The organism is Bradyrhizobium sp. USDA 4354, assembly GCF_054060315.1.
In genome coordinates this window covers 1,055,997-1,078,743 of the sequence record NZ_JBSSDC010000001.1, presented here as the reverse complement: position 1 = coordinate 1,078,743, position 22,747 = coordinate 1,055,997, and the positions used below count along the sequence as shown (strand labels likewise).

General features: G+C 65.5%; 20 protein-coding genes and 1 pseudogene. 13 read left to right on the top strand and 8 right to left on the bottom strand.

Annotation, left to right across the window (positions count from 1 at the left end):
* Positions 1-164: 164 nt before the first annotated feature.
* The 3 genes from ACVIIV_RS05155 to ACVIIV_RS05145 all read right to left on the bottom strand — a co-directional run bounded on the left by ACVIIV_RS05155 (position 165) and on the right by ACVIIV_RS05145 (position 1,605).
* Entirely contained in the window at positions 165-755 is a 591-nt protein-coding gene (locus tag ACVIIV_RS05155; RefSeq protein WP_456743222.1) for an SCO family protein, read from the bottom strand.
* 24 nt (positions 756-779) lie between these two features.
* Positions 780-914: a hypothetical protein gene (locus ACVIIV_RS05150; protein WP_456743221.1), complete on the bottom strand. Its 135-nt coding sequence runs from the start codon at positions 912-914 to the stop codon at positions 780-782.
* Positions 915-1,083: 169 nt separating this feature from the next.
* Positions 1,084-1,605 carry a hypothetical protein gene (locus ACVIIV_RS05145; protein ID WP_456743220.1) on the bottom strand — a complete coding sequence of 174 codons (522 nt, stop codon included), beginning with the start codon at positions 1,603-1,605 and terminating at the stop codon, positions 1,084-1,086.
* Positions 1,606-1,870: 265 nt separating this feature from the next.
* Between ACVIIV_RS05145 and ACVIIV_RS05140 the strand changes: the two genes are divergently transcribed.
* The 7 genes from ACVIIV_RS05140 (at position 1,871) to ACVIIV_RS05110 (ending at position 9,304) form a co-directional block, all read left to right on the top strand.
* Positions 1,871-3,529, top strand: a complete 1,659-nt coding sequence (locus tag ACVIIV_RS05140; protein ID WP_456743219.1) for an FAD-binding dehydrogenase — start codon at positions 1,871-1,873, stop codon at positions 3,527-3,529.
* 15 nt (positions 3,530-3,544) lie between these two features.
* Positions 3,545-4,450: an alpha/beta hydrolase family esterase gene (locus ACVIIV_RS05135; RefSeq protein WP_456743218.1), complete on the top strand. Its 906-nt coding sequence runs from the start codon at positions 3,545-3,547 to the stop codon at positions 4,448-4,450.
* A gap of 96 nt (positions 4,451-4,546) precedes the next feature.
* Positions 4,547-4,897 (top strand): RidA family protein, encoded by a 351-nt coding sequence (locus ACVIIV_RS05130; protein WP_456743217.1) that lies wholly within the window; start codon positions 4,547-4,549, stop codon positions 4,895-4,897.
* A gap of 112 nt (positions 4,898-5,009) precedes the next feature.
* The gene (locus tag ACVIIV_RS05125) at positions 5,010-5,375 is read left to right on the top strand and encodes a nuclear transport factor 2 family protein (RefSeq protein ID WP_456743216.1); all 366 of its coding nucleotides are present in this window, start codon (positions 5,010-5,012) and stop codon (positions 5,373-5,375) included.
* A gap of 77 nt (positions 5,376-5,452) precedes the next feature.
* Positions 5,453-8,029, top strand: coding sequence for a ligase-associated DNA damage response DEXH box helicase (locus tag ACVIIV_RS05120; RefSeq protein WP_456743215.1), 2,577 nt, complete (start codon positions 5,453-5,455; stop codon positions 8,027-8,029).
* A gap of 53 nt (positions 8,030-8,082) precedes the next feature.
* A complete protein-coding gene (pdeM, locus tag ACVIIV_RS05115) occupies positions 8,083-8,754 on the top strand; it encodes a ligase-associated DNA damage response endonuclease PdeM (RefSeq protein WP_456743214.1) in 672 nt (223 codons plus the stop codon).
* Positions 8,755-8,872: 118 nt separating this feature from the next.
* Positions 8,873-9,304, top strand: a complete 432-nt coding sequence (locus tag ACVIIV_RS05110; protein ID WP_456743213.1) for a hypothetical protein — start codon at positions 8,873-8,875, stop codon at positions 9,302-9,304.
* Between the two features lie 131 nt (positions 9,305-9,435).
* Here the strand turns inward: ACVIIV_RS05110 and ACVIIV_RS05105 are convergent, their stop codons facing one another.
* Positions 9,436-10,197 (bottom strand): DUF2865 domain-containing protein, encoded by a 762-nt coding sequence (locus ACVIIV_RS05105; RefSeq protein ID WP_456743212.1) that lies wholly within the window; start codon positions 10,195-10,197, stop codon positions 9,436-9,438.
* Between the two features lie 250 nt (positions 10,198-10,447).
* Positions 10,448-11,011 carry an orotate phosphoribosyltransferase gene (gene pyrE / locus ACVIIV_RS05100; RefSeq protein ID WP_456743211.1) on the bottom strand — a complete coding sequence of 188 codons (564 nt, stop codon included), beginning with the start codon at positions 11,009-11,011 and terminating at the stop codon, positions 10,448-10,450.
* Positions 11,012-11,183: 172 nt separating this feature from the next.
* Between pyrE and ACVIIV_RS05095 the strand changes: the two genes are divergently transcribed.
* Positions 11,184-11,810 (top strand): glutathione S-transferase family protein, encoded by a 627-nt coding sequence (locus tag ACVIIV_RS05095; protein WP_456743210.1) that lies wholly within the window; start codon positions 11,184-11,186, stop codon positions 11,808-11,810.
* Between the two features lie 163 nt (positions 11,811-11,973).
* On the opposite strand, the pseudogene ACVIIV_RS05090 reads toward ACVIIV_RS05095, so the two are convergent.
* The 3 genes and pseudogenes from ACVIIV_RS05090 to ACVIIV_RS05080 form a co-directional block, all read right to left on the bottom strand.
* A pseudogene (locus tag ACVIIV_RS05090) lies at positions 11,974-12,610 on the bottom strand (LysE family translocator).
* A 248-nt stretch (positions 12,611-12,858) separates the two neighbouring features.
* Complete coding sequence (polA, locus tag ACVIIV_RS05085) at positions 12,859-15,936, bottom strand: DNA polymerase I (RefSeq protein WP_456743209.1); 3,078 nt, start codon at positions 15,934-15,936, stop codon at positions 12,859-12,861.
* A gap of 255 nt (positions 15,937-16,191) precedes the next feature.
* On the bottom strand, positions 16,192-17,259 hold the full coding sequence (locus ACVIIV_RS05080) for an acyltransferase family protein (protein ID WP_456743208.1): 1,068 nt from the start codon (positions 17,257-17,259) through the stop codon (positions 16,192-16,194).
* A 192-nt stretch (positions 17,260-17,451) separates the two neighbouring features.
* Here ACVIIV_RS05080 and ACVIIV_RS05075 point away from each other — a divergent pair, with 192 nt between their 5' ends.
* From ACVIIV_RS05075 to ACVIIV_RS05055, 5 genes are all read left to right on the top strand, one after another.
* On the top strand, positions 17,452-18,768 hold the full coding sequence (locus ACVIIV_RS05075; RefSeq protein ID WP_456743207.1) for a UDP-glucose dehydrogenase family protein: 1,317 nt from the start codon (positions 17,452-17,454) through the stop codon (positions 18,766-18,768).
* A 142-nt stretch (positions 18,769-18,910) separates the two neighbouring features.
* Positions 18,911-21,385 carry an ATP-dependent helicase HrpB gene (gene hrpB / locus ACVIIV_RS05070; RefSeq protein WP_456743206.1) on the top strand — a complete coding sequence of 825 codons (2,475 nt, stop codon included), beginning with the start codon at positions 18,911-18,913 and terminating at the stop codon, positions 21,383-21,385.
* Between the two features lie 127 nt (positions 21,386-21,512).
* Positions 21,513-22,025, top strand: a complete 513-nt coding sequence (locus ACVIIV_RS05065; RefSeq protein ID WP_456743205.1) for a TIGR02281 family clan AA aspartic protease — start codon at positions 21,513-21,515, stop codon at positions 22,023-22,025.
* Between the two features lie 61 nt (positions 22,026-22,086).
* A complete protein-coding gene (locus ACVIIV_RS05060) occupies positions 22,087-22,383 on the top strand; it encodes a nucleotidyltransferase family protein (protein ID WP_456743204.1) in 297 nt (98 codons plus the stop codon).
* Complete coding sequence (locus ACVIIV_RS05055) at positions 22,373-22,720, top strand: HepT-like ribonuclease domain-containing protein (protein ID WP_456743203.1); 348 nt, start codon at positions 22,373-22,375, stop codon at positions 22,718-22,720. Before ACVIIV_RS05060 ends, ACVIIV_RS05055 begins: the two co-directional genes overlap by 11 nt.
* Positions 22,721-22,747: the final 27 nt, after the last annotated feature.

The window sequence follows — 22,747 nt, the reverse complement described above, 5'->3', positions numbered from 1 at the left end:
GGAACGCGAGCCCGGAATGCAGCCAAGGCGGAGGTGCGCCCCCTCCCCCGCTTGCGGGGGAGGGATGGGGAGAGGGTGTCTCTGCAGGCAAGAACCTTCGGCGCGACCTCTCCCGCATCCGCCTTCGCCAAGGCTTCGGCGGACAAGAGCGGGAGAGGTGAAGCTCAGAGATACTTCTTCAAATCAGCCGCCGCCTCTTCCGGCGTCCGCTTCAAATTGAACGGCGAGACGAACCTCCCGTCGCGGTCCATCAGATAGATCAGCGCGGTGTGGTCCATGGTGTAGTCGCCGTCCTTGGTCGGGACCTTCTTGGCATAGACCCGGTAGGAGGTGATGACCTTGGCGGTCTCGGCGGGATCGCCGGAGAGGCCCTGGAGGCGCGGATCGAAGCTCGACAGGTAGTCCTTTATCGTTGCCGGCGTATCGCGCTCGGGATCCACCGAGATGAAGACGGCATTGACCTTGTCGGCATCCTTGCCCATCGCGCGCAGCACTTCCGAGATCTCGAACAGCGAGGTTGGGCAGACGTCGGGGCAATGGGTGTAGCCGAAGAAGATCAGGGTCGGCTTGCCCTTGAGGCTCTTGTCGGTGACCGTCTTGCCATTCTGGTCGGTGAGCTGGAACGGCCCGCCGATCGCGGCCGGCTGCGCCACCTTGTTGACCCCACCCATGGCCCAGAACATGATCAGGAGCCCGACAATGAGGCTTGCGGCGAAGGCGGTCGCGATCACCAGCGGACGGGTGGCGGGGCTCATGGGCGGAAAACTTCCTGTCGGAGGTCAGAAGCAGGCGGCAAAGCCGGTCCTGATCATTTCGAAGAACACCTGGCTGCCATAGTGGAACCAGAGCGCCAGCGCGCCGATCACGGCGAGACCGCCGATTGCCGCGCCAGCCCACAGCAGCACGGATGACATTCGGCCGGCAGTGGGCGAATTGTCCGATAGCCGATGCGCTGGGTGCAGTGGTTGAGCCATGACAACGAGCGGGACGAAGGCCCCGGTTCCCAGGCTTTCAGATAGGCCTTGCGCCGCCTGCGGGCAAGACGCCGCCGGCGGCGCAAAAGACGCTGTCAGGCTGCGAATATCAGTGGAGAAGCTGGCCCCGAGCGGAATCGAGTTGCTCCGCTTGTGGGAGCGATCGGCGCGACGGCTTGGCCGTCGAGGCCTGCGCGTCCAGGTAGCAGGGCTTGTACATGGCCTCGAGTTGCTTGCCCCTCAGGAAGAGCATGCGCGGGGTAAGCCCGCCCCGCTGGCCGATCCAGCGCCTCACCTGCGAGGGATACATCGCATAGAGCATCTGGGTTGCCTCAGGGTTGGTGACGGCGCGGCCGTTAGCGCCGAAATCCCAGGCGGCGTGGAAGCCGAGCGTCGCATGCGAGGTCACGCAGATCCGATCACGCGGGATGGCACCGAGAACGATGGTGCAGGCCGAGGCACAGAGGCCGTCGATGATCACGGTTTCGCCCGATTGCCTGAGGTCCTGGTATTTGTCGACGTAGGTTCCAATCCGGCCGCCACGGTCATCAGCGATACGAACCACCGCGTGAGAAGCCCCCATGCCCGCGATCAAGAGAACCGCCGCAAGCAACCCCGTCAGAAACTTCATTGTCCCCCGCCCCAGTCGTATTCGAATCTGCGTGTCCGGTGGTGATGCACAGCTAGCGTCTGTCGTAACCAAGGTTTTGTCTAGGCAGGCCGGCTGACGCAAAACAAATTCAAGTCCAGTGTTGCGTCCACGCTGCACCCGGCCTGTCCTTATCCCAATGTGGAACAAGTTAATGAGGTCTTACACGCCATACACTTGATCTCAGTTACAACCGCTGGCTTCAATCCGGGCAATTACAGGGGGAAACTCATGGAGGGGGAGACGCATGGCTGAAGAAACGGACGTCATTGTGATCGGCGCGGGACTGTCGGGCCTCGTTGCCGCCACCGAGGTCGCCGACGCGGGCAAGCGCGTGATCGTCGTGGACCAGGAAGGCGAGCAATCGCTCGGCGGCCAGGCGTTCTGGTCGTTCGGCGGCTTGTTCCTGGTCGATTCGCCGGAGCAGCGCCGGCTCGGCATCAAGGACTCCTTCGAGCTCGCGATGCAGGACTGGCTCGGCACCGCCGGCTTCGACCGCGACGAGGATTTTTGGCCGCGCCAATGGGCCGAGGCCTATGTGGCGTTCGCGGCCGGCGAGAAGCGCCGCTGGCTGCGCGCGATGGGCCATCGCATCTTCCCGGTGGTCGGCTGGGCCGAGCGCGGCGGCTATGACGCGATGGGCCACGGCAATTCGGTGCCGCGCTTTCACGTCACCTGGGGAACCGGGCCGGGCATCGTCGAGCCGTTCGAGCGCCGCGCGCGCGAGGCGATGCAGACTGGCCGATTGATCTTCAGATTCCGCCATCGCGTCGATGCGCTATCCGTCACCAATGGCGCCGTGGATGGCGTCAGCGGCGCCGTCCTCGCGCCTGACGATGTCGAGCGCGGCAAGAGCTCTTCCCGCAATGTCGTCGGCGAGTTCGCGCTGAAGGCGCAGGCCGTGATCGTTGCCGCCGGCGGCATCGGCGGCAACCACGAGCTGGTGCGGCAGAACTGGCCGAAGCGGCTCGGCGATCCGCCGAAATTCATGATCTCCGGCGTGCCCGAGCACGTCGACGGCCGCATGATCGGCATCACGGAAAAGACCGGCGCGCGGCTGATCAACCGCGACCGCATGTGGCACTACGTCGAGGGCATTCAGAACTGGAATCCCATCTGGCCGCGCCACGGCATCCGCATCCTGCCCGGCCCGTCCTCGATGTGGTTTGACGCCACTGGCACGCGGCTGCCGGCGCCGCTCTTCCCCGGCTCGGACACGCTCGGCCAGCTCAAATACATCATGTCCACGGGGTATGATTATTCCTGGTTCATCCTGACCCAGAGCATCATCAAGAAGGAGTTTGCGCTGTCGGGCTCGGAGCAGAACCCCGACCTGACCGGCAAGAGCTGGCGCATGACCTTGCGCCGCGCCACCAACAAGGGCGCGCCGGCGCCGGTGGAGGCGTTCAAAAGCCATGGTGTCGACTTCATCGTCCGCGACAAGCTCGATGAGCTCGTTGCGGCCATGAACAAGCTCGCCGACAACGATCTCCTCAAGCTCGAGCACATCAAGATGCAGATCGAGGCGCGCGACCGTGAGATTGCCAATCCCTACGTCAAGGATGCGCAGGTCATGAACATCCACAATGCGCGCCGTTATATCGGCGACAAGTTGATCCGCACCGCTTCGCCGCACCGCATCCTGGATCCCGCACATGGGCCGCTGATCGCGGTCAAGCTCAACATCCTCACCCGCAAGACGCTGGGCGGCTTCGAGACCGATCTCGATTCCCGCGTGTTCGGGGAAGAGGGCCGTGTCATTCCCGGCCTCTACGCCGTCGGCGAAGCCGCCGGCTTCGGTGGCGGCGGCGTGCATGGCTATCGATCGCTTGAAGGCACCTTCCTAGGCGGCTGCCTGTTCTCGGGCCGCAATGCGGGCCGCGCCGCCGCCAAAGCGGTGGGCTAGATCGTGCGGTGCTGGATGCGCATCGGGACGCTGATCGCTTCATTGGCGGCAGCTTCAGCTGCATCTGCCGATACGATCGACGTCAACGGCGTGAAGCGCTCCTACACCGCGCAGCTGCCGGCCAAGCGGCCCGCGCCGCTCGTGATCGTGCTGCATGGCAAGACCCAGCGCGGCGCCGACATGGTCACGCGGACGGCCTGGCCGCAGGTGGCAAAACGCGAGGGCCTGGCCGTGGTCTTTCCGGACGGGCTCAACAATGCATGGGCGGACGCGCGAACCAAGGCGGGGCCTGCCCTGCGTGGACCACCGGCGGGCACCGATGACGTCGCCTTCATCGCAAAGCTCGTCGAGAAGCTGGTGGCCGACGGCACGGCCGATGCAAAGCGCGTCTTCGTCGCGGGCGTCTCCAATGGCGGCGCCATGGCGATGACCATGGCCTGCGCGCGTGCCGATTTGTTTGCGGCAGCTGCGAGTGTGATCATGAATCTCACCGATGAAGCCGCCGTCACCTGTCATCCATCGCGGCCGCTGCCGATGCTGCTCATGAACGGTACCGCCGACCCGCTGGTCCCCTACGAAGGCGGGCGCGGATCGAGCTATTTTGCCGCAGACGGATTCTGGTCGACCGACGAGACGCTGGCGTTCTGGCGCAGGCTCAACGGCTGCGAGACCGATGACGCGGGGGTGACCGAGATGCCCGACAGGGCGCCCGCGGACCAGTCCACAGTGACACGGATCAGCTCGCGCTGCCCGAACGGGCACGACGTCGTGCTCTATCGGATCAACCATGGCGGCCACCGCATGCCCGGATTCGCTCCGGATGCCCGCTTCCCGAAGGTCGCCGGCAGCCTGCTTGGATCGCAAAACGGCGACATCGACGGCGCCGAAACGATCTGGACGTTCTTCAGTCAATTTCCGTGAACGACGCATGCGTGCCAGGCAACGCATGCGTGCCAGGGGTGGCACACCCCAAATCGCTGGGCTAGACAGGGCCGCCATTCCACCAGGAGATCCCAGATGAGCATTCAGCGTTTTGAAACCGGCCCGCGCATGAGCCAGGTCGTCGTGCACGGCAATACCGTCTATCTCGCCGGCGTCGTCGCCAACAAGGCGGCCGGCGAAAGCGTGACGAAGCAGACCCAGGACATCCTGGCGACCATCGACGGCCATCTCGCCAAGGCCGGCACCGACAAGACGAAGCTGCTCTCGGCAACGATCTACATCACCGACATGAAGACCTTCGGCGAGATGAACGCGGTGTGGGACGCCTGGGTGTCGCCCGGCAACACCCCGGCCCGCGCCACCGTCGAAGCCAAGCTGGCGGCTCCGCAATACACCGTCGAGATCATGGTGACGGCGGCGAAGTAATTTTTGCGAAAACCTCACGCGCGTTGATGACCTCCGAGGTAATCGATCAACGCGCGTGAACCTTCGATAGTCAGGTCAGCCGGACAACACGGCGCCATCGAAGGAGAGCATCATGACCGACCCCGTCACCATCGCCCACCGCTACATCGAGCTCTGGAACGAGCGCACCGCCGGCCGCCGCCGCGAGCTGCTCAGCGAAAGCTGGACGACGGATGCGAGCTATGTCGATCCCGTGATGAAGGGCGACGGCCAGGACGGCATCGAGGCGCTGATCGCAGGCGTGCAGCAGCGTTTTCCCGATTTCAAATTCAAGCTGATCGGCGAGCCCAACGGCTACGGCGATCGCATCCGCTTTTCGTGGGGGCTTGGTCCCGACGGCGCTGACAGCCCGATCAAGGGCACCGATTTTGCCGTGCTAAGGGACGGGCGCATCAGCAGCGTGACGGGATTTCTGGACCAGGTACCGACCGGGGCCTGAGACCTCTTGCCCTTCTCGCCGTAGGCGGGAAGGGCCACCCCTCGACGAACTCGCTCCTACGGCTTACCTGTCATGCCGTGCCGCCCCGTATTCTCCAAACATCGGCCGAGCCGGCCGCGCTGCTGCCGGATCGCTTCCAGGCGTGGTTCGCAGCGCGCGGCTGGTCGCCGCGTGCGCATCAGTTGGCGCTGCTGGAGAAGGCGCGCGATGACGCTAGCGCGCTCCTGATCGCGCCGACCGGCGCCGGCAAGACGCTGGCGGGATTTCTGCCGACGCTGGTGGAGCTTTCGACGCAGCCGGTCGAACGAGACGGGGGCGCGAAGAAGAGCCTCGTCTCCACCGGCCGCAGCGTGCAACGCGCCGGCGGTCTCCACACCCTCTACATCTCGCCGCTCAAGGCGCTCGCGGTCGACATCGCGCGCAATCTGGAACGGCCCATCGCGGAGATGGCGCTGCCGATCAAGGTCGAGACCCGCACCGGCGACACGCCGGTCTCGCGGCGGCAGCGGCAGCGGCGCTATCCGCCGGACGTGTTGCTGACGACGCCCGAGCAGCTCGCGCTGCTGCTCTCCTCCGACGACGCACCGTTCCTGTTTTCCTCCCTCCAGCGCATCGTGCTCGACGAGCTGCATGCGCTGGTGACGTCCAAGCGCGGCGACCTGCTCTCGCTCGGGCTGGCGCGGCTCTGGCGCCTCGCGCCGCAGATGCGCGCGATCGGCCTGTCCGCGACTGTGGCCGAGCCGGATCAGCTCGCGCGTTTCCTGGTGCCGCAGCCCAACGGCAAGGAGCGAGCAGCCGACATCGTCGTTGCCGGCGGTGCCGCGCCGCCCGTGGTCGAGATGCTCGATACGCGCGAGCGGCTGCCCTGGGCCGGCCACAGCGCGCGCCACGCGCTCCCCGAGATCTACGAGCTGATCAAGGCCAACAAGACCACGCTGGTCTTCGTCAACACCCGTAGCCAGGCCGAGATGCTGTTCCAGAATCTCTGGAGCATGAACGACGATGGCCTTGCCATCGCGCTGCATCACGGCTCGCTCGACGTCGCCCAGCGGCGCAAGGTCGAGGACGCCATGTCGGCGGGCCGGCTGCGCGGCGTGGTCTGCACCTCCTCGCTCGACCTCGGCGTCGACTGGGGCGACGTCGATCTCGTGGTCAATATCGGCGCGCCCAAGGGCTCCTCGCGCCTGATGCAGCGCATCGGCCGCGCCAATCACCGCCTCGACGAGGCCTCGCGCGCGGTGCTGGTGCCGGCCAACCGCTTCGAGGTGCTGGAGTGCCGCGTCGCCATCGACGCCATCGCCGAGAATGCGCAGGACACGCCGCCTCTTCGCACGGGCGCCCTCGATGTGCTCGCCCAGCACGTGCTCGGGTGCGCCTGCGGCGAACCGTTTTTCAGCGACGACCTCTACGGCGAAGTCCGCACCGCCGCGCCCTACGCAAACCTGTTACGGCAGGATTTCGACGACGTCGTCGATTTCGTCGCCTCCGGCGGCTACGCGCTGAAGACCTATGAGCGCTTCGCCCGCATCAAGCAGGACAAGGAGGGCCGCTGGCGCGTCGCCAATCCGAAGGTGCGGCAGAGCTACCGGCTGAATGTCGGCACCATCGTCGAGGACGACATGCTCAAGGTGCGGCTGGTGCGCTCCCGCGGCGGCGGTGCAGGTTCGACAGGCGTGATTGCACGTGGCGGCAGGCTGCTCGGCGAGATCGAGGAAGCTTTCATCGAGGGCCTCTCGCCCGGCGATACCTTCGTGTTCAGCGGCGAGGTGGTGCGCTACGAAACCCTGGTCGAGGACCAGGTCTATGTCTCGCGCGCGCATGACAAGGATCCGAAGGTGCCGTCCTACATGGGCGGCAAATTCCCGCTCTCGACCTATCTCGCCGAGCGCGTGCGCCGCCTGCTCGATGACAGCCGCGCATGGGGCGGCTTGCCGGAGCAGGTGCGCGACTGGCTGTCGCTACAGAAGGACGTCTCGCGTGTCCCTGCAGTGCGCGAGCTCCTGGTCGAGAGCTTTCCACGCGCCAACAAGCACTATCTCGTTTGCTATCCCTTCGAGGGCCGCCTCGCGCACCAGACGCTCGGCATGCTGTTGACGCGCCGCCTCGAGCGCTCCCGCGCGCGGCCGCTCGGTTTCGTCGCCAATGAATATGCAGTGGCGATCTGGGGGCTCGGCGATCTCTCCTTCATGATCCGCGACGGCCGGATCGATCTCAACGCGCTGTTCGCCCCTGACATGCTCGGCGACGACTTAGAGGCCTGGCTCGCCGAATCCGCCCTGATGAAGCGCACCTTCCGCAACTGCGCGATCATTTCGGGTCTTATCGCGCGCCGCCACACCGGCGAAGAGAAGAGCCGCCGCCAGGTGCTGTTCTCGACCGATCTCGTCTACGACGTCCTGCGCAAGCATCAGGCCGATCACGTGCTCTTACGCGCCGCGCGCGCCGATGCTGCCACCGGCCTGCTCGATTTGCGCCGCCTCAGCGACATGCTGATGCGCATCCACGGCCGCATCACGCACCGGGAACTCGACCACGTCTCTCCGCTCGCCGTGCCCGTGATGCTGGAAATCGGCCGCGAGTCAGTTTATGGCGAAGCCGCAGACGAGCTTTTGGCGGAAGCCGCCGACGAGCTCGTCAAAGAGGCGATGGGATAGAAGCAGGTTTCGACGTGACGGCAGGCGCGCTGATTTCGGGAGATGTCGAGGACATGCGCGTTTCCAGAGTCACGATCAGCGATGTGACCTTCGCGGCCGATCTCTCCGGCGCGCTGTTCTGGGAGGAGCAGCGCCTGCTGGTCGTTTCCGACCTGCATCTGGAAAAAGGGTCCAGCTTCGCGACGCGCGGCGTGCTGCTGCCGCCTTACGATACCGTCGCGACACTTGGCCGGCTCGCTGCTGTCATCTCCCGCCATGATCCCCGCGTTGTCATCGCGCTCGGCGACAGTTTTCACGATCGCACCGCGCATGAGCGCCTGTCGGCCGAGGATGGCGGCGCGGTGGCCGCGCTCCAGACCGGCCGCGACTGGATCTGGATCTCGGGCAATCATGATCCGGCGTTGCCGCGCGATCTCGGCGGCACCGTCGCCGACGAAGTCGCGATCGGCCCGATCACCTTCCGCCACGAACCGACCGGCGCAAGCGGCGAGATCGCCGGACACCTGCACCCGAAGGCGCGCGTTTCCGCGCGCGGCCGCTCGATGGAGCGCCGCTGCTTCGCCAGTGACGGGATGCGTGCCGTGATGCCTGCCTTCGGCGCCTATGCCGGCGGCCTCAGCATCCGCGATGCTGCCTTCGCCAAGATCTTTCCGAAGAACGGCTTTGTCGCCCATCTCCTCGGCGACCGCCGCGTCCACGCCATTGCGGCCTCGCGCTGCATCTGAGATTTCGACGCCTCTCTAGAACAAATTAAGAACACTTTAGTAAGTCTTTGATATACCATTGCGATTCGGCGTCTCGCCGATACAATATCTAGCGTCTGTCCGATTTTGCGAGGACTACATGTCCACCATCGCCTTCGACCAGTTTGCCCTCACCCGGATCGCCGATTTCGCGCGCTCGCTTTCGCGGCTGCACCAGGCGGCACTGCGCTACGCCGTCGATGACGACCAGTTCGATCGCGAGTTCAACGCGGTGTGCCAGTCGATCTGGGGCTACACCATCGACGACATCAGCGACGACCTGTTCTCGACCGAGGACCATCTGTTTCTCGACACGTTGGACGAGGCGCATGCGCGCATCTTCGCGGCCGGGCAGGGTTATGACCTCGTTGGCGATCAGGGCATGCTGACCGATTGGTGGGGCTTTTGCTGGATGATCTTGGCCGAGAAGCGCGGCCTCCTGACGCCGGAGAACCGCGCCGCCGCGCGCGTCGCGATCGAGGAGAAATATCTGGCCGCCCCGAACGTGATTGGGGTGATCATCGGGAGGTGAGTTCTCGTGCCCCGGACGCAGCGCAGCGCTTCTTCAGCGGTGCGCTGCAGAGCCGGGGCCCCGACAGAAGAGCTGGGTCCCGGCTCAACGCCGCATCGCCTTCGCGCTGCGCCGTCGCCCGGGACACGAGATCAATCCAGTCCCGCCCGCTTCGCCGGCTTCGCGGCGGTCTTCGGCACCGACACATCCGGCAGCGCCTCACGCACGATCTCGGCCGGAGCCGGCGCATCGGCCGACACCGTCTCGGCGCGCACAGGTGCCACCTTCATCTCGCCAAGCCGCGCGCGGACCTGGGCGGTGAGGCCGGGATAGGAGGCAACCGGGGTGAAGTCCGCCGCCTGGTCGTTGCCGACGCGGATGCCGGTATAGGCGACGAGGCCGTCGGTGGTGGCGATCACGTCGCCGGCCTTCAGCGAGGAATCCAGCGCAAGATCCACCGGGGCAAGACCAACCGGCTCACGGCCGTTGCAGGTACAGTCGGCGCGCAGCGCCTTGCGATAGGCAAATGCGTTCTCGCTGTCGGCATAGCGCTCGCCCGCCTGCGAATAGGCGCCGTCGATGCTGGACCCAAAATAGATCTTTGTGGCGGTGGCGGGACAGAACGCCTGACACATCTGCGCCGGTGAGACGACGCCTCGCATCAGCGGAAAATACTTGCCATCGCAGCTGCGCACGCAGAAAGCCGGGCCCGAGCCGGCTGCGGCCGAGCGTGTCGGCGGTACATATTGGGGGTTTGCGGCATTCTGCTGGCCTGTGAAGGGATCGGAGTAGGAGGTTGCCGGCTGTGGCTGCGGCCGCTGCATTCCCCCGAACAGGAAGTCGAACAGGCCCTCGGCCGAAACCGGCGCCGAAGCCGCGAGCATGGGAACCGCAACCATGACAGCCACGAGCATCGCGCGACGCTGCCGCCGCGTATGGGATAACTCTGTACGCAAGGCTCACTCCACCCGACGCTACTGAACCGGCCAAGACCGTTCGAGGTCTCAGCACACGGTTCACCTTAGTTCGCGATGGTAAATGAGCAGTTGCGCGGAGGCGGTTTCAAGACGAGGCGGTGATCTCTTTAAGGCCAGGCGCAGCTTTCGCGGACGGCGTTGCTTCCGGGGCACGCTCAGGCATGTCGTCGGAGAATGTCTCGTCCTCTTATGCCTTCAGGAATTCCGACGCCTTGTACAGCGAGCGGAACGGCAGGCCGGCCGCACCGAACGTGTCGGTGGCGCCTTCCTCGCGGTCGACCATGGTCAGCACCAGCACCACATTGGCGCCGATCTCGCGCACCGATTCCACCGCCTTCATCGCCGAGCCGCCCGTGGTGGTGACATCCTCGACGATCACGACGCGCTTGCCCGCCAGCGTCTCGCCCTTGGGCAGGCCTTCGATCGCCAGCTTGGCGCCGTGCTCCTTCGGCTTCTTGCGCACGAAAAAGGCCGCGATCGGATGGCCCTTGATCCAGGAGATCTGCGCCAGAGCGCCGGCGAGCGGCACCGCGCCCATCTCCAGCCCGCCGATGAAATCGAGCTGGTCGTCCTTGAGCGCCTCGTAAGTCAGCTCGGCGAGCAGCGTCGCGCCCTCTGGGTCGAGCATGGTCGGCTTGAGGTTGAAGTAGAAATCGCTCTTGCGGCCCGACGCGAGCGTCACCTCGCCGCGGCCGAAGGAGCGCCGGCGGATGATTTCGAACAGGCGGGCGCGGGAGGCTGATTTCGACACGGCGGTCCCTCGAACAGCGTTTTTGGTGGAGGCGGAATTTATCCGCGACGGCCGCGACATTCCAGAGGGGTCGTCTCCCGTCAACAGGGATCGGCCATCCCGGTCGGCCGGTTGTGAGGGCGCAACCTTCTGGAGTAGTTGAGGGGGCAAGCCTCTTGGGAAGGAAATGGGAATGACGATCGAGCTGCACACCTGGAACACGCCGAACGGACGCAAGATCTCGGTCGCGCTGGAGGAGATGGGGCTGCCCTACAAGGTGATCCCGGTGAACATCACCAAGGGTGAGCAGATGGCGCCCGAGTTCCTCAAGCTCTCTCCGAACAACAAGATCCCTGCGATCGTCGATCCCGAGGGGCCGGACGGCAAGCCGGTCAGCATCTTCGAATCCGGCGCCATCCTGCTTTATCTTGGCGAAAAGACCGGCAAATTCCTGCCGAAATCGCTGAGCCAGCGGATCCCCGTCTACGAATGGTTGATGTGGCAGATGGGCGGCTTTGGCCCGATGCCGGGCCAAGTGCACCATTTCATCGCGCTGGAGAACGAGCAGGATCGCGCCTACGGCTTGAAGCGCTTCATGGCGGAGACGCGCCGGCTCTACGGCGTGCTCGACCGCCGCCTGGAGGGGCGCGACTTCGTCGCCGACGAGCTCTCGGTTGCCGATTTTGCCATCCTGGGCTGGGCCTGGCGCCACCCTCGCCACAAGGTTGATCTGGCCGACTTCCCCAACGTCAAGCGCTGGTACGACGCCCTGATGGCCCGTCCGGCGGTGAAGCGGGGCATGGAGGCGAAGCTGGATTAGCACGCTCGTGCCCCGGACGCGACGCAGCGCATAGCGCTGCGGCGCAGAGCCGGGGCCCATGCCTCTGCGATCTCGTACTTGGCCTTCTGGGTCCCGGCTCTGCGCAGCAGCGCCAGAGCGCTGCAGCGCGTCCGGGACACGAGCAAGCGGCTCGTGACGTCGGCTACACCTTCTTCGCTTCGACCGCCATCCGCACCGCGAGGCCGGCCAGCACCGTGCCCATCAGCCAGCGCTGCACCAGCATCCAGCTCGGCCGCCTCGCCAGGAACAGTGCGATCGATCCGGCCGCGAGCGCGATCATCGCATTGACGCTGACGCTGATCGCGATCTGGATCGCCCCAAGCACCACCGACTGCGTCAGCACGCTGCCGGGCGGCGGGATCGATGAACTGCGGCAGCAGCGCCAGATACAGCATCGCGATCTTCGGGTTGAGCAGATTGGTGACGAAGCCCATCGCGAACAATTTGCGCGGGCTGTCGATCGCGAGCTTTCTCACCTGGAACGGCGAACGCCCGCCCGGCTTCACCGCCTGCCAGGCGAGCCACAGCAAGTATCCGGCGCCGGCAAGGCGCAGCGCGTCATAGGCAAAGGGAATGGCGAGCAGCAGCGCCGTGATGCCGAACGCCGCGCACAGCATGTAGAACACGAAGCCCAGCGCCACGCCGCCGAGCGAGACGATGCCCGCCGCCGGCCCCTGCGTGATCGAGCGCGATATCAGATAGATCATGTTTGGTCCCGGCGTGAGCACGAGGCCAAGGCAGACGAGGGCAAAGGCGAGCAGGGCGGAGGTGTGGGGCATGAGCGAACCGGTGCGGGAGATGCAATGGTTCTAATATGCGAGGCGAGGTGGGGCCATCGTGCAATTGCTCGGAGGACAATTGAGTTCTCGCGCCGCGAACTCGGTGCGCTCCCTCGCCCCGTGCTTACGGGGAGAGGGTTGGGGTGAGGGGCTCTCTCCACGCGGGCGGTCGTCGATAGACCTGTACCCCCTCACCCGGATCGCAAGAGCGATCCGACCTCTCCCCGCAAGCGGGGAGAGGTGAGAAATCAATGCGCCTCGTCCCAATTGTTGGCCGCGCGCGCATCGACATGCAGCGGCACCGAGAGCAGCACGGCCGGGAACGGCGCGTCCTGCATCACGTGCTGCACCACGGGGAGCGTCGCCTCGACCTCGTCGTCCGGCACCTCGAAGATCAATTCGTCATGCACCTGGAGCAGCATCTGCGCCGACAGCTTCTTTGCGGTGAGCGCATCCTCCACGCGCGTCATGGCGCGGCGGATGATGTCGGCGGCGGTGCCCTGAAGCCGGGCGTTGATCGCGGCGCGCTCGTTGAAGGCGCGCACCGAGGCGTTGGAGGCTTTGATGTCGGGGTAGTGGCACTTGCGGCCGAACAGCGTGGTGACGTAGCCGTGGTTGCGGCAGAAGTCGCGCGTCTCGTCCATGTAGGCGCGGATGCCGGGGAAGCGCTCGAAATATTTCTTGATGTAGGCCGAGGCTTCCTCTCGGGCGATACCGAGCTGGTTGGCGAGTCCGAACGCCGAGATGCCGTAGATGATGCCGAAATTGATCGCCTTGGCGCGGCGGCGGATCTCGCTCGGCATGCCCTTGATCGGCACGCCGAACATTTCCGACGCGGTCATGGCGTGAATGTCGAGTCCGTCGCGGAACGCCTGCTTCAAGACGGGGATGTCGGCGATCTCGGCGAGCAGCCGCAGCTCGATCTGCGAATAGTCGGCCGACACCAGCTTGTGTCCGGGTGTCGCGACGAAGGCGCGGCGGATCTTGCGGCCATCCTCGGTGCGCACCGGAATGTTCTGAAGGTTCGGCTCGTTGGACGACAACCGGCCCGTCGTGGTCGCGGCCAGCGCGTAGGTCGTGTGCACGCGATGCGTCTGCGGGTTGACATAGGTCGGCAGCGCGTCGGTGTAGGTCGATTTAAGCTTGGAGACCTGGCGCCACTCCAAAATCTTCTTCGGGAAATCGTGGCCCTGCTCGGCGAGCTCATCGAGCACCTGGGCGGTGGTCGACCATGCGCCGGTCTTGGTCTTGGTGCCGCCGGGCAGTCCCATCTTGCCGAACAGGATGTCGCCGATCTGCTTGGGGCTGCCGACATTGACCGGCTCGCCCGCGATCTCCTGGATCTCGGCCTCGACGCGCGCCGCGGTCTGCGCGAAGTCACCGGACAGACGCGCGAGCACCTGCCGGTCGATCGAGATGCCGCGCCGCTCCATGCGTGCGAGCACCGATACCAGCGGCCGCTCGAGGGTCTCGTAGACCGCGCTCATGTGCTCGGCGACGAGGCGCGGCTTCAGCACGTGCCAGACGCGCAAGGCGATGTCGGCGCCTTCCGCCGACAGTGGCGCGGCCTTGTCGATCGGCACCTGGTCGAAGGTGATCTTGCCCTTGCCGCTGCCGAGCAGCTCGTTTTCCTTCAGCATGGCATGGCCGAACCAGCGCTCGGACAGCGATTCCAGCGCCTGCGAGCCGCGGCCGGCGTCGAGCACGTAGGAGATCAGGAGCGCATCGTCGATGTTGCGCAGGGTGATGCCGTGCTGCGCCAGCATCACGGCGGTGAACTTGACGTCGAATCCGATCTTGAGAATGCCTGCAGATTCCAGCACCGGCCGCAATGCTTCGATGGCATCCGCGTGCTTGACCTGATCCGGCGCGAGGCCGGTATCGAACAGGCCGGCGCCGCCGCCGGATTGCTTGTGCGCCAGCGGCACGTAGCAGGCCTCGTTCGGCGCCAGCGCCAGCGCGATGCCGCAGAGATCGGCCTGCATCGGATCGATCGAGTTGGCTCTCGTCTCGATCGCGACATGGCCGGCATCGTGGATTCGCGCGATGAAGGCGTCGAGCTCCCCAGGCGTCTTGATGGTCTGGTATTTGCTGCGATCGACCGGAAGCTTGCGCAGCGCCTCCTCGCGCGCAGCGGCGAGCGAGATCGGTGCACCCTTCGGGCTCGCAGCCTTGTCCTCCTTGCCCGCCGACTTGTTGCGTTCGCCCGGCGCGGCTCGCGCCGGTGCGCCGGTCCCCGGTGCGGGCACGACGTCCGAAGGCGGCAGCGGCGAGAATACGCTCGCGCCCTTTGCGTAGCCGGGATCGGCATCGACGTTGGCAGGATCGATCTGCGAATATTCGGCGACACGTCGCGTCAACGTCGTGAACTCCATCGCCTTCAGGAAGGCGATCAGCTTGCGCGCATCGGGCTCGTGGACGGCGAGATCGTCCAGCGGCACCTCGAGATCGACCTTGTCGTCGAGCAACACGAGCTGCCGCGAGATGCGGGCCTTCTCGGCGTTCTCGAGCAGCGCCTCGCGCCGCTTGGGCTGCTTGATCTCGCCGGCGCGGAACAACAATTGGTCGAGATCGCCATATTCGGTGATCAGCTGCGCTGCGGTCTTGATGCCGATGCCGGGCACGCCGGGCACGTTGTCGGTGGAATCGCCGGCCAAAGCCTGCACCTCGACCACCTTGTTCGGGGGTACGCCGAATTTCTCGATCACCTCTGATATGCCGATGCGGCGATCCTTCATGGTGTCGTACATGGTGACGCAATCGGTGACGAGCTGCATCAAATCCTTGTCGGACGACACGATGGTGGCGCTGGCACCACGCTCGCAGGCCTCTCGCACATAGGTCGCAATGAGATCGTCGGCCTCGAAGCCGGTCTGTTCCAGGCAGGGCAGGTCGAAGGCGCGCACGGCCTCGCGGATCAGCGCGAATTGCGGAATGAGATCGTCGGGCGCGGGCGGCCGGTGCGCCTTGTAGTCCGGATAGATCTTGTTGCGGAAGGTGATCTCCGACTTGTCGAAGACGATGGCGAGATGCGTCGGCCGGTTATCCTCGGGCATCTCGCGCAAGAGCTTCCATAGCATGTTGCAGAAGCCGAGCACCGCATTGACCTGGAGCCCGTCGGACTTGCGGTTCAGCGGCGGCAGCGCGTGATAGGCGCGGAAGATGTAGGAGGAACCGTCGACCAGGAAGACATGGTCACCGTTGCCGGCCGCCTTGGCCGCAACCGGTTTGGCAGCAGCTGTCGCAACGGATTTACTCCCCGCAGCCGCCTTCGGCGCGGCCTTGGTGTCAGCTTTGGCGGTGGTCTTCGGAGATGTCTTGGGCATGGCCGCAATGTATGAATTTTTGCGGGCTTTGACAGCCTTGGGAGGTGGATTTTTGGGGCGATTCCCACACCTCTCGTCGTCCCGGACAAGCGCAGCCCTTGGCAACGCGTAGCGTTGTCCAGGGCGGAGCGCCGATCCGGGACCCATACCCACAGGGAGGCGTTTGGCGAAGACTCGTGGGTACCAGCGTTGCGCCGCAACTTCTCCCGGTGGTTATGGGTCCGCGCTTTCGCGGGGACGACACCGAGAGCGCAGCTACTCTGCCGCCTGCAACACCGCTCCCGCTTTCCTCGGCGCAATCCAGAACGCATCGGGCCGCTCGAATAGGAAGCGCGCATTGAGGCGCAGCGCGCCTCGCCAGATCGCAAGCGCTCCGAGCACGCCGGCAATGGTCACGAGCAGCGACACCGTGCCGATGTCGGCTATGATGCCCGTGCGCAGCAGCAGCGTCCGCGTCGCCGCCATCGGCAGGAAGAAGGCGAGGTAGATCACGATCGAATGCTCGCCGCAGAAGCGGAGGAAATTGAGCCACTGCGCGCGCGCGAGCAGCGTGCCCGTCGCGATGATGGCGCAGGCGCCGGCGAAGCCGAGCACGAGCGAGACGATCGCCCACTCGCTGGCGCCCCACGCGACGAGGCCGGCGTTGACCAGCGCCCAGGTCGCGAGCGCTGCAAGCGCGCGACCCGGATGGCTGCGGGCGCGATCCGACAGGGCGAACACGTAAGGCGCGAACAGGTAGCCCGAATAGAAATAGACGAAGCGCGCGCAGAACTCGTCGATGACCGTCCAGCCGGTCGTGATCCGTGCGGTCTCCAGCGCGGCGGCAACGAGCCAGATCGCGAGCGGGGGGACTTTGCGTGTCAGTTTCGTGACGACGAAGAAGACCGGCAACAGATAGATGAACCACAGCGTGCCGAACGGCTCGATGAAGGATTCGAGGTACAGGAAGCCGACCGCGCGCCAGCTGGTCTCCGCGGCAAAGGCCGGCGCCTTGAAGCCGAACTGGATTGTCACCCAGACGACATAGAAATAGGCGAAATGCACCACCTTGCGGTCGAGATAGGTTCGCCAATCCCGATCGATCACCAGAGACAGGAACAAGCCCGAGATCAGGAAGAAATCCGGCATCCGGAACGGCTTTGCGAAGGCCACGGCGACATGCATGAAACCGGTCTGGCCGGCGGCGAGCTCGACCCCCAGCACCGAATGCATCATCACGACCATGACGATGCAGATGCCCTTGGCGTAGTCGACCCAGTCGACACGCGGGGCCGAAGGGGCTCTGGAAAGCCCGGCCGCCGCGATTGTGCCTGATCGTGCCATGGTGTTCCTTTTCGAGGCGCGTTCCGCCGTCCCTGTGCGGGTGTGGGGCAGTTTGGAGCCCAGTGGTTTCCGACTTCTTTACCGGTTCAAATCGCGGGCCGGTTTTTGCATGCGGACTGTTCCATGACCTCGGGAAAATGCTAAACCGCCCCGAATTGGGCTTCCGTTAACCAAGCTGGAACAGGATTTTTCATGCGAATTGCGATGATCGGCACGGGCTATGTGGGATTGGTGTCCGGCGCCTGCTTTGCGGATTTCGGCCACGACGTCACTTGCGTCGACAAGGACGAGAAGAAGATCGCGGCGCTCCATCGCGGCGAGATTCCGATCTACGAGCCCGGGCTGGACGAGCTGGTGGCGAACAATGTCAAAGCCAGGCGGCTGGATTTCACCACCGACCTTTCCAAGCCGGTTGCCGATGCCGATGCCGTGTTCATCGCGGTCGGTACGCCTTCGCGCCGCGGCGATGGGCACGCTGACCTCTCCTATGTCTACGCCGCCGCGCGCGAGATCGCGCAGTCGCTTCAAGGCTTCACCGTGGTGGTGACGAAATCGACCGTGCCGGTCGGCACTGGCGACGAGGTCGAGCGCATCATCCGCGAAGCCAATCCCAAGGCCGATGTGGTTGTCGCCTCCAACCCCGAATTCCTGCGCGAGGGCGCGGCGATCCGTGATTTCAAATTCCCCGACCGCGTCGTGGTCGGCACCTCCGACGAGCGCGGTCGCAAGGTGATGGGCGACATCTACCGCCCGCTGTCGCTGAACCAGGCGCCGCTGATGTTCACCGCGCGCCGCACCGCCGAGATGATCAAATACGCCGCCAACGCGTTCCTGGCCACCAAGATCACCTTCATCAACGAGATCGCCGATCTCTCCGAAAAGGCCGGCGCCAACGTCCAGGAGGTCGCGCGCGGCATTGGCCTCGATAACCGCATCGGCACCAAGTTCCTGCATGCCGGTCCCGGCTTCGGCGGCTCGTGCTTCCCGAAGGACACCAAGGCGCTGATCAAGATCGCGCAGGATTACGACGTGAACCTGCGCATCGTCGAATCCGTGCTGGCGGTCAACGAGAACCGCAAGCGCGCAATGGCGCGGAAAGTGAGCCAGGCGCTCGGCGGCTCACTGCGCGGCAAGACCATCGCGGTGCTCGGCCTCACCTTCAAGCCCGACACCGACGACATGCGCGATGCGCCATCAATCCCGCTGGTCACCGGTCTGATCGACATGGGCGCGAAGGTGAAGGCGTTCGATCCGGTCGGCATGGAGCAGGCCAAGGGCGAACTGCCCGACATCACCTATTGCGAGGACGCTTATTCCTGCGCGCAAGGCGCGGACGCGCTCGTCATCGTCACCGAATGGGTGCAGTTCCGCGCGCTCGACCTCGACCGGCTGAAGGCGACCATGGCGCAGCCGGTCGTCGTCGATCTCCGCAACATCTACCGCCCCGAGGACATGGAAGCCGCCGGCTTCACCTATGAGAGCATCGGGCGCCCGCCGGTGCAGGGCTGATCGGTACACACGATTGTCATACCCCGCGAAGGCGGGGTATCCAGTAATCCCGATCTTCGTGGTGATTGGGATCTGAGTTGACTGGATCACCCGTGCCAGTGCGCAATCGCGCACTGGAGCTGGTGATGACGGATGCGAGATTGTGCCCCGCAGCTTCGACACGCCCCTCCCGATCGACGCCGTGCTCGACGATTTGTCGCGCACGCTGGAGGCGCATAACGCCGCCGTGCTGGTGGCGCCGCCGGGCGCCGGCAAGACCACGCGGGTGCCGCTGGCGCTCCTCGATGCGCCCTGGGCGAAGGATAAGAAGATCATCGTGCTGGAGCCGCGCCGCATCGCCGCGCGCGCCAGCGCCGATCGCATGGCCAAATCGCTTGGCGAGCGCACTGGAGAAACCGTCGGCTACCGCGTCCGCTTCGGCTCGAAGATCTCGCGCGTGACGCGGATCGAGGTGGTGACCGAGGGCATCTTCACCCGCCAGATCCTCGACGATCCCGAACTGTCAGGCGTTGCCGCGATCCTGTTCGACGAATTTCACGAGCGCTCGCTCGATGCCGACATGGGCCTCGCACTGGCGCGTGATGCGCAAACCGGCTTGCGCGAGGATCTGCGCATCCTCGTGATGTCGGCCACGCTCGATGGCGCGCGCGTGGCAAAACTGCTCGGCGAGGCCCCCGTCATCGAAAGCGAGGGTCGCGCCTTTCCGATCGAGACGCGCTATCTCGGCCGCAAGGCGGATGCGCCGATCGAGCGGCAGATGGCGGATGCGATCGCGTCCGCGCTGCGGGCCGATAGCGGCTCCGTGCTGGCGTTCCTGCCGGGCGCCGCCGAGATCCGCCGTACCCAGAATTTTATCGGCGAGCGCGTGCAGGATGCCTCCGTCGAGATCGTGCCGCTGTTCGGCGCGCTCGATGCCGCCGTGCAGGACCGTGCCATCGCGCCGGCGCCGAAGGGCACGCGCAAGGTGGTGCTGGCGACATCGATCGCCGAAACTTCGCTCACCATCGAGGGCGTGCGCATCGTCGTCGATTGCGGTCTCGCCCGCGTGCCGCGCTACGAGCCCGATATCGGCCTGACGCGGCTCGAGACCGTGCGCGCTTCGCGCGCGGCGGTGGACCAGCGCCGCGGCCGCGCCGGCCGCACCGAGCCAGGTGTCTGCTACCGGCTCTGGGACGAGCCGCAGACGGCCTCGCTTGCGCCCTACACCCAGCCGGAAATTCTGAGCGCCGATCTGTCCTCGCTGGTGCTCGACCTCGCGCAATGGGGCGTCAGCGATCCCGCCGCACTGTCGTTCCTCGATCCGCCGCCCGCGCCGGCCTGGAAGGAAGCGAAGAGCCTGCTGACCGAGCTCAACGCGCTCGATGACGGCGGCCGCATCACCGCAGAGGGCAAGAGCCTGCGTTCGCTGGCGCTGCCACCGCGGCTGGCGCGCATGATCGTGGATTCGCATCGTGCAGGCAGCGGCGAGGCCGCCGCCGAGATCGCCGCCATCATCACCGAGCGCGGCCTTGGGGGCGACAGCGTCGATCTCGAGCATCGGCGCGACCAGTTCCGCCGTGACCGCTCGCCGCGCGCCGCGAGCGCGCGCGACCTCGCGCGCCGCTGGGCCGCGCAGGTCGCGGCTTCGGAGAAGGCGGCGCAGCAGGAGGATCTCTCGACCGGCTTGATGCTCGCCTGTGCATTCCCGGACCGTGTCGCGCGCAATCGCGGCAATGGCAGCTTCGTGCTGGCCAACGGCCGCGGCGCTTCCGTCGAGCAGACCTCCTCGCTCGCCCGCGCCCCCTACATCGCGATCGGCGAGATGACGGGGACGGCGGCGAGCGGACGCATCCTGCTCGCGGCGCAAATCACCCAGGACGAGATCGAGCGGCATTTCGCCGAGCATATCGAGACCGCCGACGAGATCTCCTTCGATCGCGGCGCGATGGCGCTGCGGGCGCGGCGCAAGCGCGTGCTGCACGCGATCACGCTGTCCGAGACGACGCTTGCCGTGTCGCCCTCGGACGACACCGCGGGCATTCTTGCCGATGGCCTGATCGCGTCCGGCCTCGACCGGCTGCCCTGGTCGAAGGCCGCCAAGCAATGGCGTGACCGCGTGATGTTCCTGCGCAAGGCCGAAGGCGACAGCTGGCCCGACCTGTCGGACGCCGGCTTGATCGCGCGGCGCGACGACTGGCTGGTGCCGGCGCTCTACGACAAGATCGCGCTCAAGGATATCTCCGCGGGCGATCTCTCGGATGCCCTGATGGCGCTATTGCCGTGGGAGATGCGCGCGCGGCTCGATCGCGAGGCGCCGACCCATTTCGAGGCGCCGACCGGTAGTGCGCTCGCGATCGACTACGAGGCAGAGCAGGGGCCGACGATCGCGGTGCGGTTGCAGGAACTGTTTGGCCTCAACACCCACCCGTCGATCGCCGCCGGCAAGGTGCCGCTGGTGCTGGAATTGCTATCGCCGGCGCAGCGCCCGGTGCAGGTGACGCGCGATCTCCCCGGCTTCTGGCGCGGCAGCTACGCGGCGGTTCGCTCCGACCTGCGCGGCCGCTATCCGCGCCACCCCTGGCCGGACGACCCGGCGAGCGCAGCGCCGACAAGACGGGCGAAGCCGCGCGGGACGTGAGAGCTCGCGACCGGCATTAACCGTCCGCTCATCCTTTTCGTCAAAATAGCATCGTGCTGACCGCGGCGTTGCTCGCGTACGGGCGCGCCGCGTGATGAAATCGAGCTTTCGGCTCGGAAATGGTGTGATGCGTAACATTATGATCATCGCGGCCGTCATGATCGGCCTCGGCACCTTCATGGCGCAGATGGCGGACAAGATGAGCTCGGCTTCCGCCACGTCAGTGCCGCGCACGACGGTCGCGGTTGCGGCCACAGCCCCGGCCGGCGGCCGCAGCTTGGCCGTTGCCCGCGACGGCCGCGGTCATTTCCAGACCGAGGGCCGGATCGACGGCCAGCGCATCGGCTTCATGATCGATACCGGCGCCTCCGTCGTTGCGTTGAACGAGACCTCGGCCGCCCGTTTCGGCCTGCGTCCCTCGCGCAGCGAGTACAACGCCACGGTCTCGACGGCCAACGGGACCATCAAGGCGGCGCGCACCCGCATCGCCTTGCTCGAGGTCGGCGGCCTCATCGTGCGCGATTTCGACGCCATGGTGCTGCCGGACGAGGCGCTGTCGGAGAACCTGCTCGGCCTCTCCTTCCTGTCCCGCCTGAAGCGCTTCGAATACGCCAACGGCCAGATGGTGCTGGAGCAGTAGGTTCGCCTTAAGCTCCTAATAAGGCCTCCCGCCGGGGCAGGCGGGATGCTATATTCCACTCATGAACGGCCCCGATGCGATAGCGGTTCTGCGACAGTTCGAGCCTGCCCTGCGCGCGCGGGGTGTTTTGCATGCCGCGTTGTTCGGCTCAGTGGCGAGGGGCGAAAATCATTCCGGCAGCGATGTCGATATCATGGTCGAGATCGATCCGGATGCGCGGATCACGGTCTTCGATTACGTCGAGCTCAAGGAATATATCGCCAAGCTCTTTGATGAACCCGTTGACGTCGTCAATCGCGACGGCCTGAAATCATACGTCGCTCCAGCTGCGAACGCCGACGCTGTCTATGCCTTCTGATCGCATTGGCGGGGCTCTCCGGGACACCTTGCATCACATCGATTTGGCGATTGAGTTCGCCTCAGGCTTTGATCGCGATGTGTTCGCGGCGGACCTGCGGACGGTCTATGCAGTTACGCGGTGTCTGGAGATTATCTCAGAGGCATCTCGCCGCCTGCCCGACGATTTGAAATCGAGGCATCCAGCGATCGCCTGGAGGCAGATGGCGGCGGCGGGCAATGTCTATCGACACAATTATGAGGACGTTGCTGCCCATTTCGTGTGGGAGACTGTTCAACAGGCTCTGCCGCCTCTCAGGAAGGTCATTGAGGAGGAGGTTGCACGGCTACGGAGTTAGCCCATTCTGGTCAGACATTTATATCGC

Excerpts from the sequence above, each read along its gene's own strand:
- ACVIIV_RS05125 (WP_456743216.1), top strand. The coding sequence starts at position 5,010 with ATGACCGACCCCGTCACCATCGCCCACCGCTACATCGAGCTCTGGAAC.
- ACVIIV_RS05135 (WP_456743218.1), top strand. The coding sequence starts at position 3,545 with ATGCGCATCGGGACGCTGATCGCTTCATTGGCGGCAGCTTCAGCTGCA.
- ACVIIV_RS05105 (WP_456743212.1), bottom strand. The coding sequence starts at position 10,197 with ATGCTCGTGGCTGTCATGGTTGCGGTTCCCATGCTCGCGGCTTCGGCG.
- ACVIIV_RS05155 (WP_456743222.1), bottom strand. The coding sequence starts at position 755 with ATGAGCCCCGCCACCCGTCCGCTGGTGATCGCGACCGCCTTCGCCGCA.
- ACVIIV_RS05065 (WP_456743205.1), top strand. The coding sequence starts at position 21,513 with ATGCGTAACATTATGATCATCGCGGCCGTCATGATCGGCCTCGGCACC.
- ACVIIV_RS05080 (WP_456743208.1), bottom strand. The coding sequence starts at position 17,259 with ATGGCACGATCAGGCACAATCGCGGCGGCCGGGCTTTCCAGAGCCCCT.
- ACVIIV_RS05145 (WP_456743220.1), bottom strand. The coding sequence starts at position 1,605 with ATGAAGTTTCTGACGGGGTTGCTTGCGGCGGTTCTCTTGATCGCGGGC.
- pdeM (WP_456743214.1), top strand. The coding sequence starts at position 8,083 with ATGCGCGTTTCCAGAGTCACGATCAGCGATGTGACCTTCGCGGCCGAT.
- ACVIIV_RS05075 (WP_456743207.1), top strand. The coding sequence starts at position 17,452 with ATGCGAATTGCGATGATCGGCACGGGCTATGTGGGATTGGTGTCCGGC.
- ACVIIV_RS05060 (WP_456743204.1), top strand. The coding sequence starts at position 22,087 with ATGAACGGCCCCGATGCGATAGCGGTTCTGCGACAGTTCGAGCCTGCC.
- ACVIIV_RS05110 (WP_456743213.1), top strand. The coding sequence starts at position 8,873 with ATGTCCACCATCGCCTTCGACCAGTTTGCCCTCACCCGGATCGCCGAT.
- ACVIIV_RS05140 (WP_456743219.1), top strand. The coding sequence starts at position 1,871 with ATGGCTGAAGAAACGGACGTCATTGTGATCGGCGCGGGACTGTCGGGC.
- polA (WP_456743209.1), bottom strand. The coding sequence starts at position 15,936 with ATGCCCAAGACATCTCCGAAGACCACCGCCAAAGCTGACACCAAGGCC.
- ACVIIV_RS05130 (WP_456743217.1), top strand. The coding sequence starts at position 4,547 with ATGAGCATTCAGCGTTTTGAAACCGGCCCGCGCATGAGCCAGGTCGTC.
- ACVIIV_RS05150 (WP_456743221.1), bottom strand. The coding sequence starts at position 914 with ATGTCATCCGTGCTGCTGTGGGCTGGCGCGGCAATCGGCGGTCTCGCC.
- ACVIIV_RS05095 (WP_456743210.1), top strand. The coding sequence starts at position 11,184 with ATGACGATCGAGCTGCACACCTGGAACACGCCGAACGGACGCAAGATC.
- ACVIIV_RS05055 (WP_456743203.1), top strand. The coding sequence starts at position 22,373 with ATGCCTTCTGATCGCATTGGCGGGGCTCTCCGGGACACCTTGCATCAC.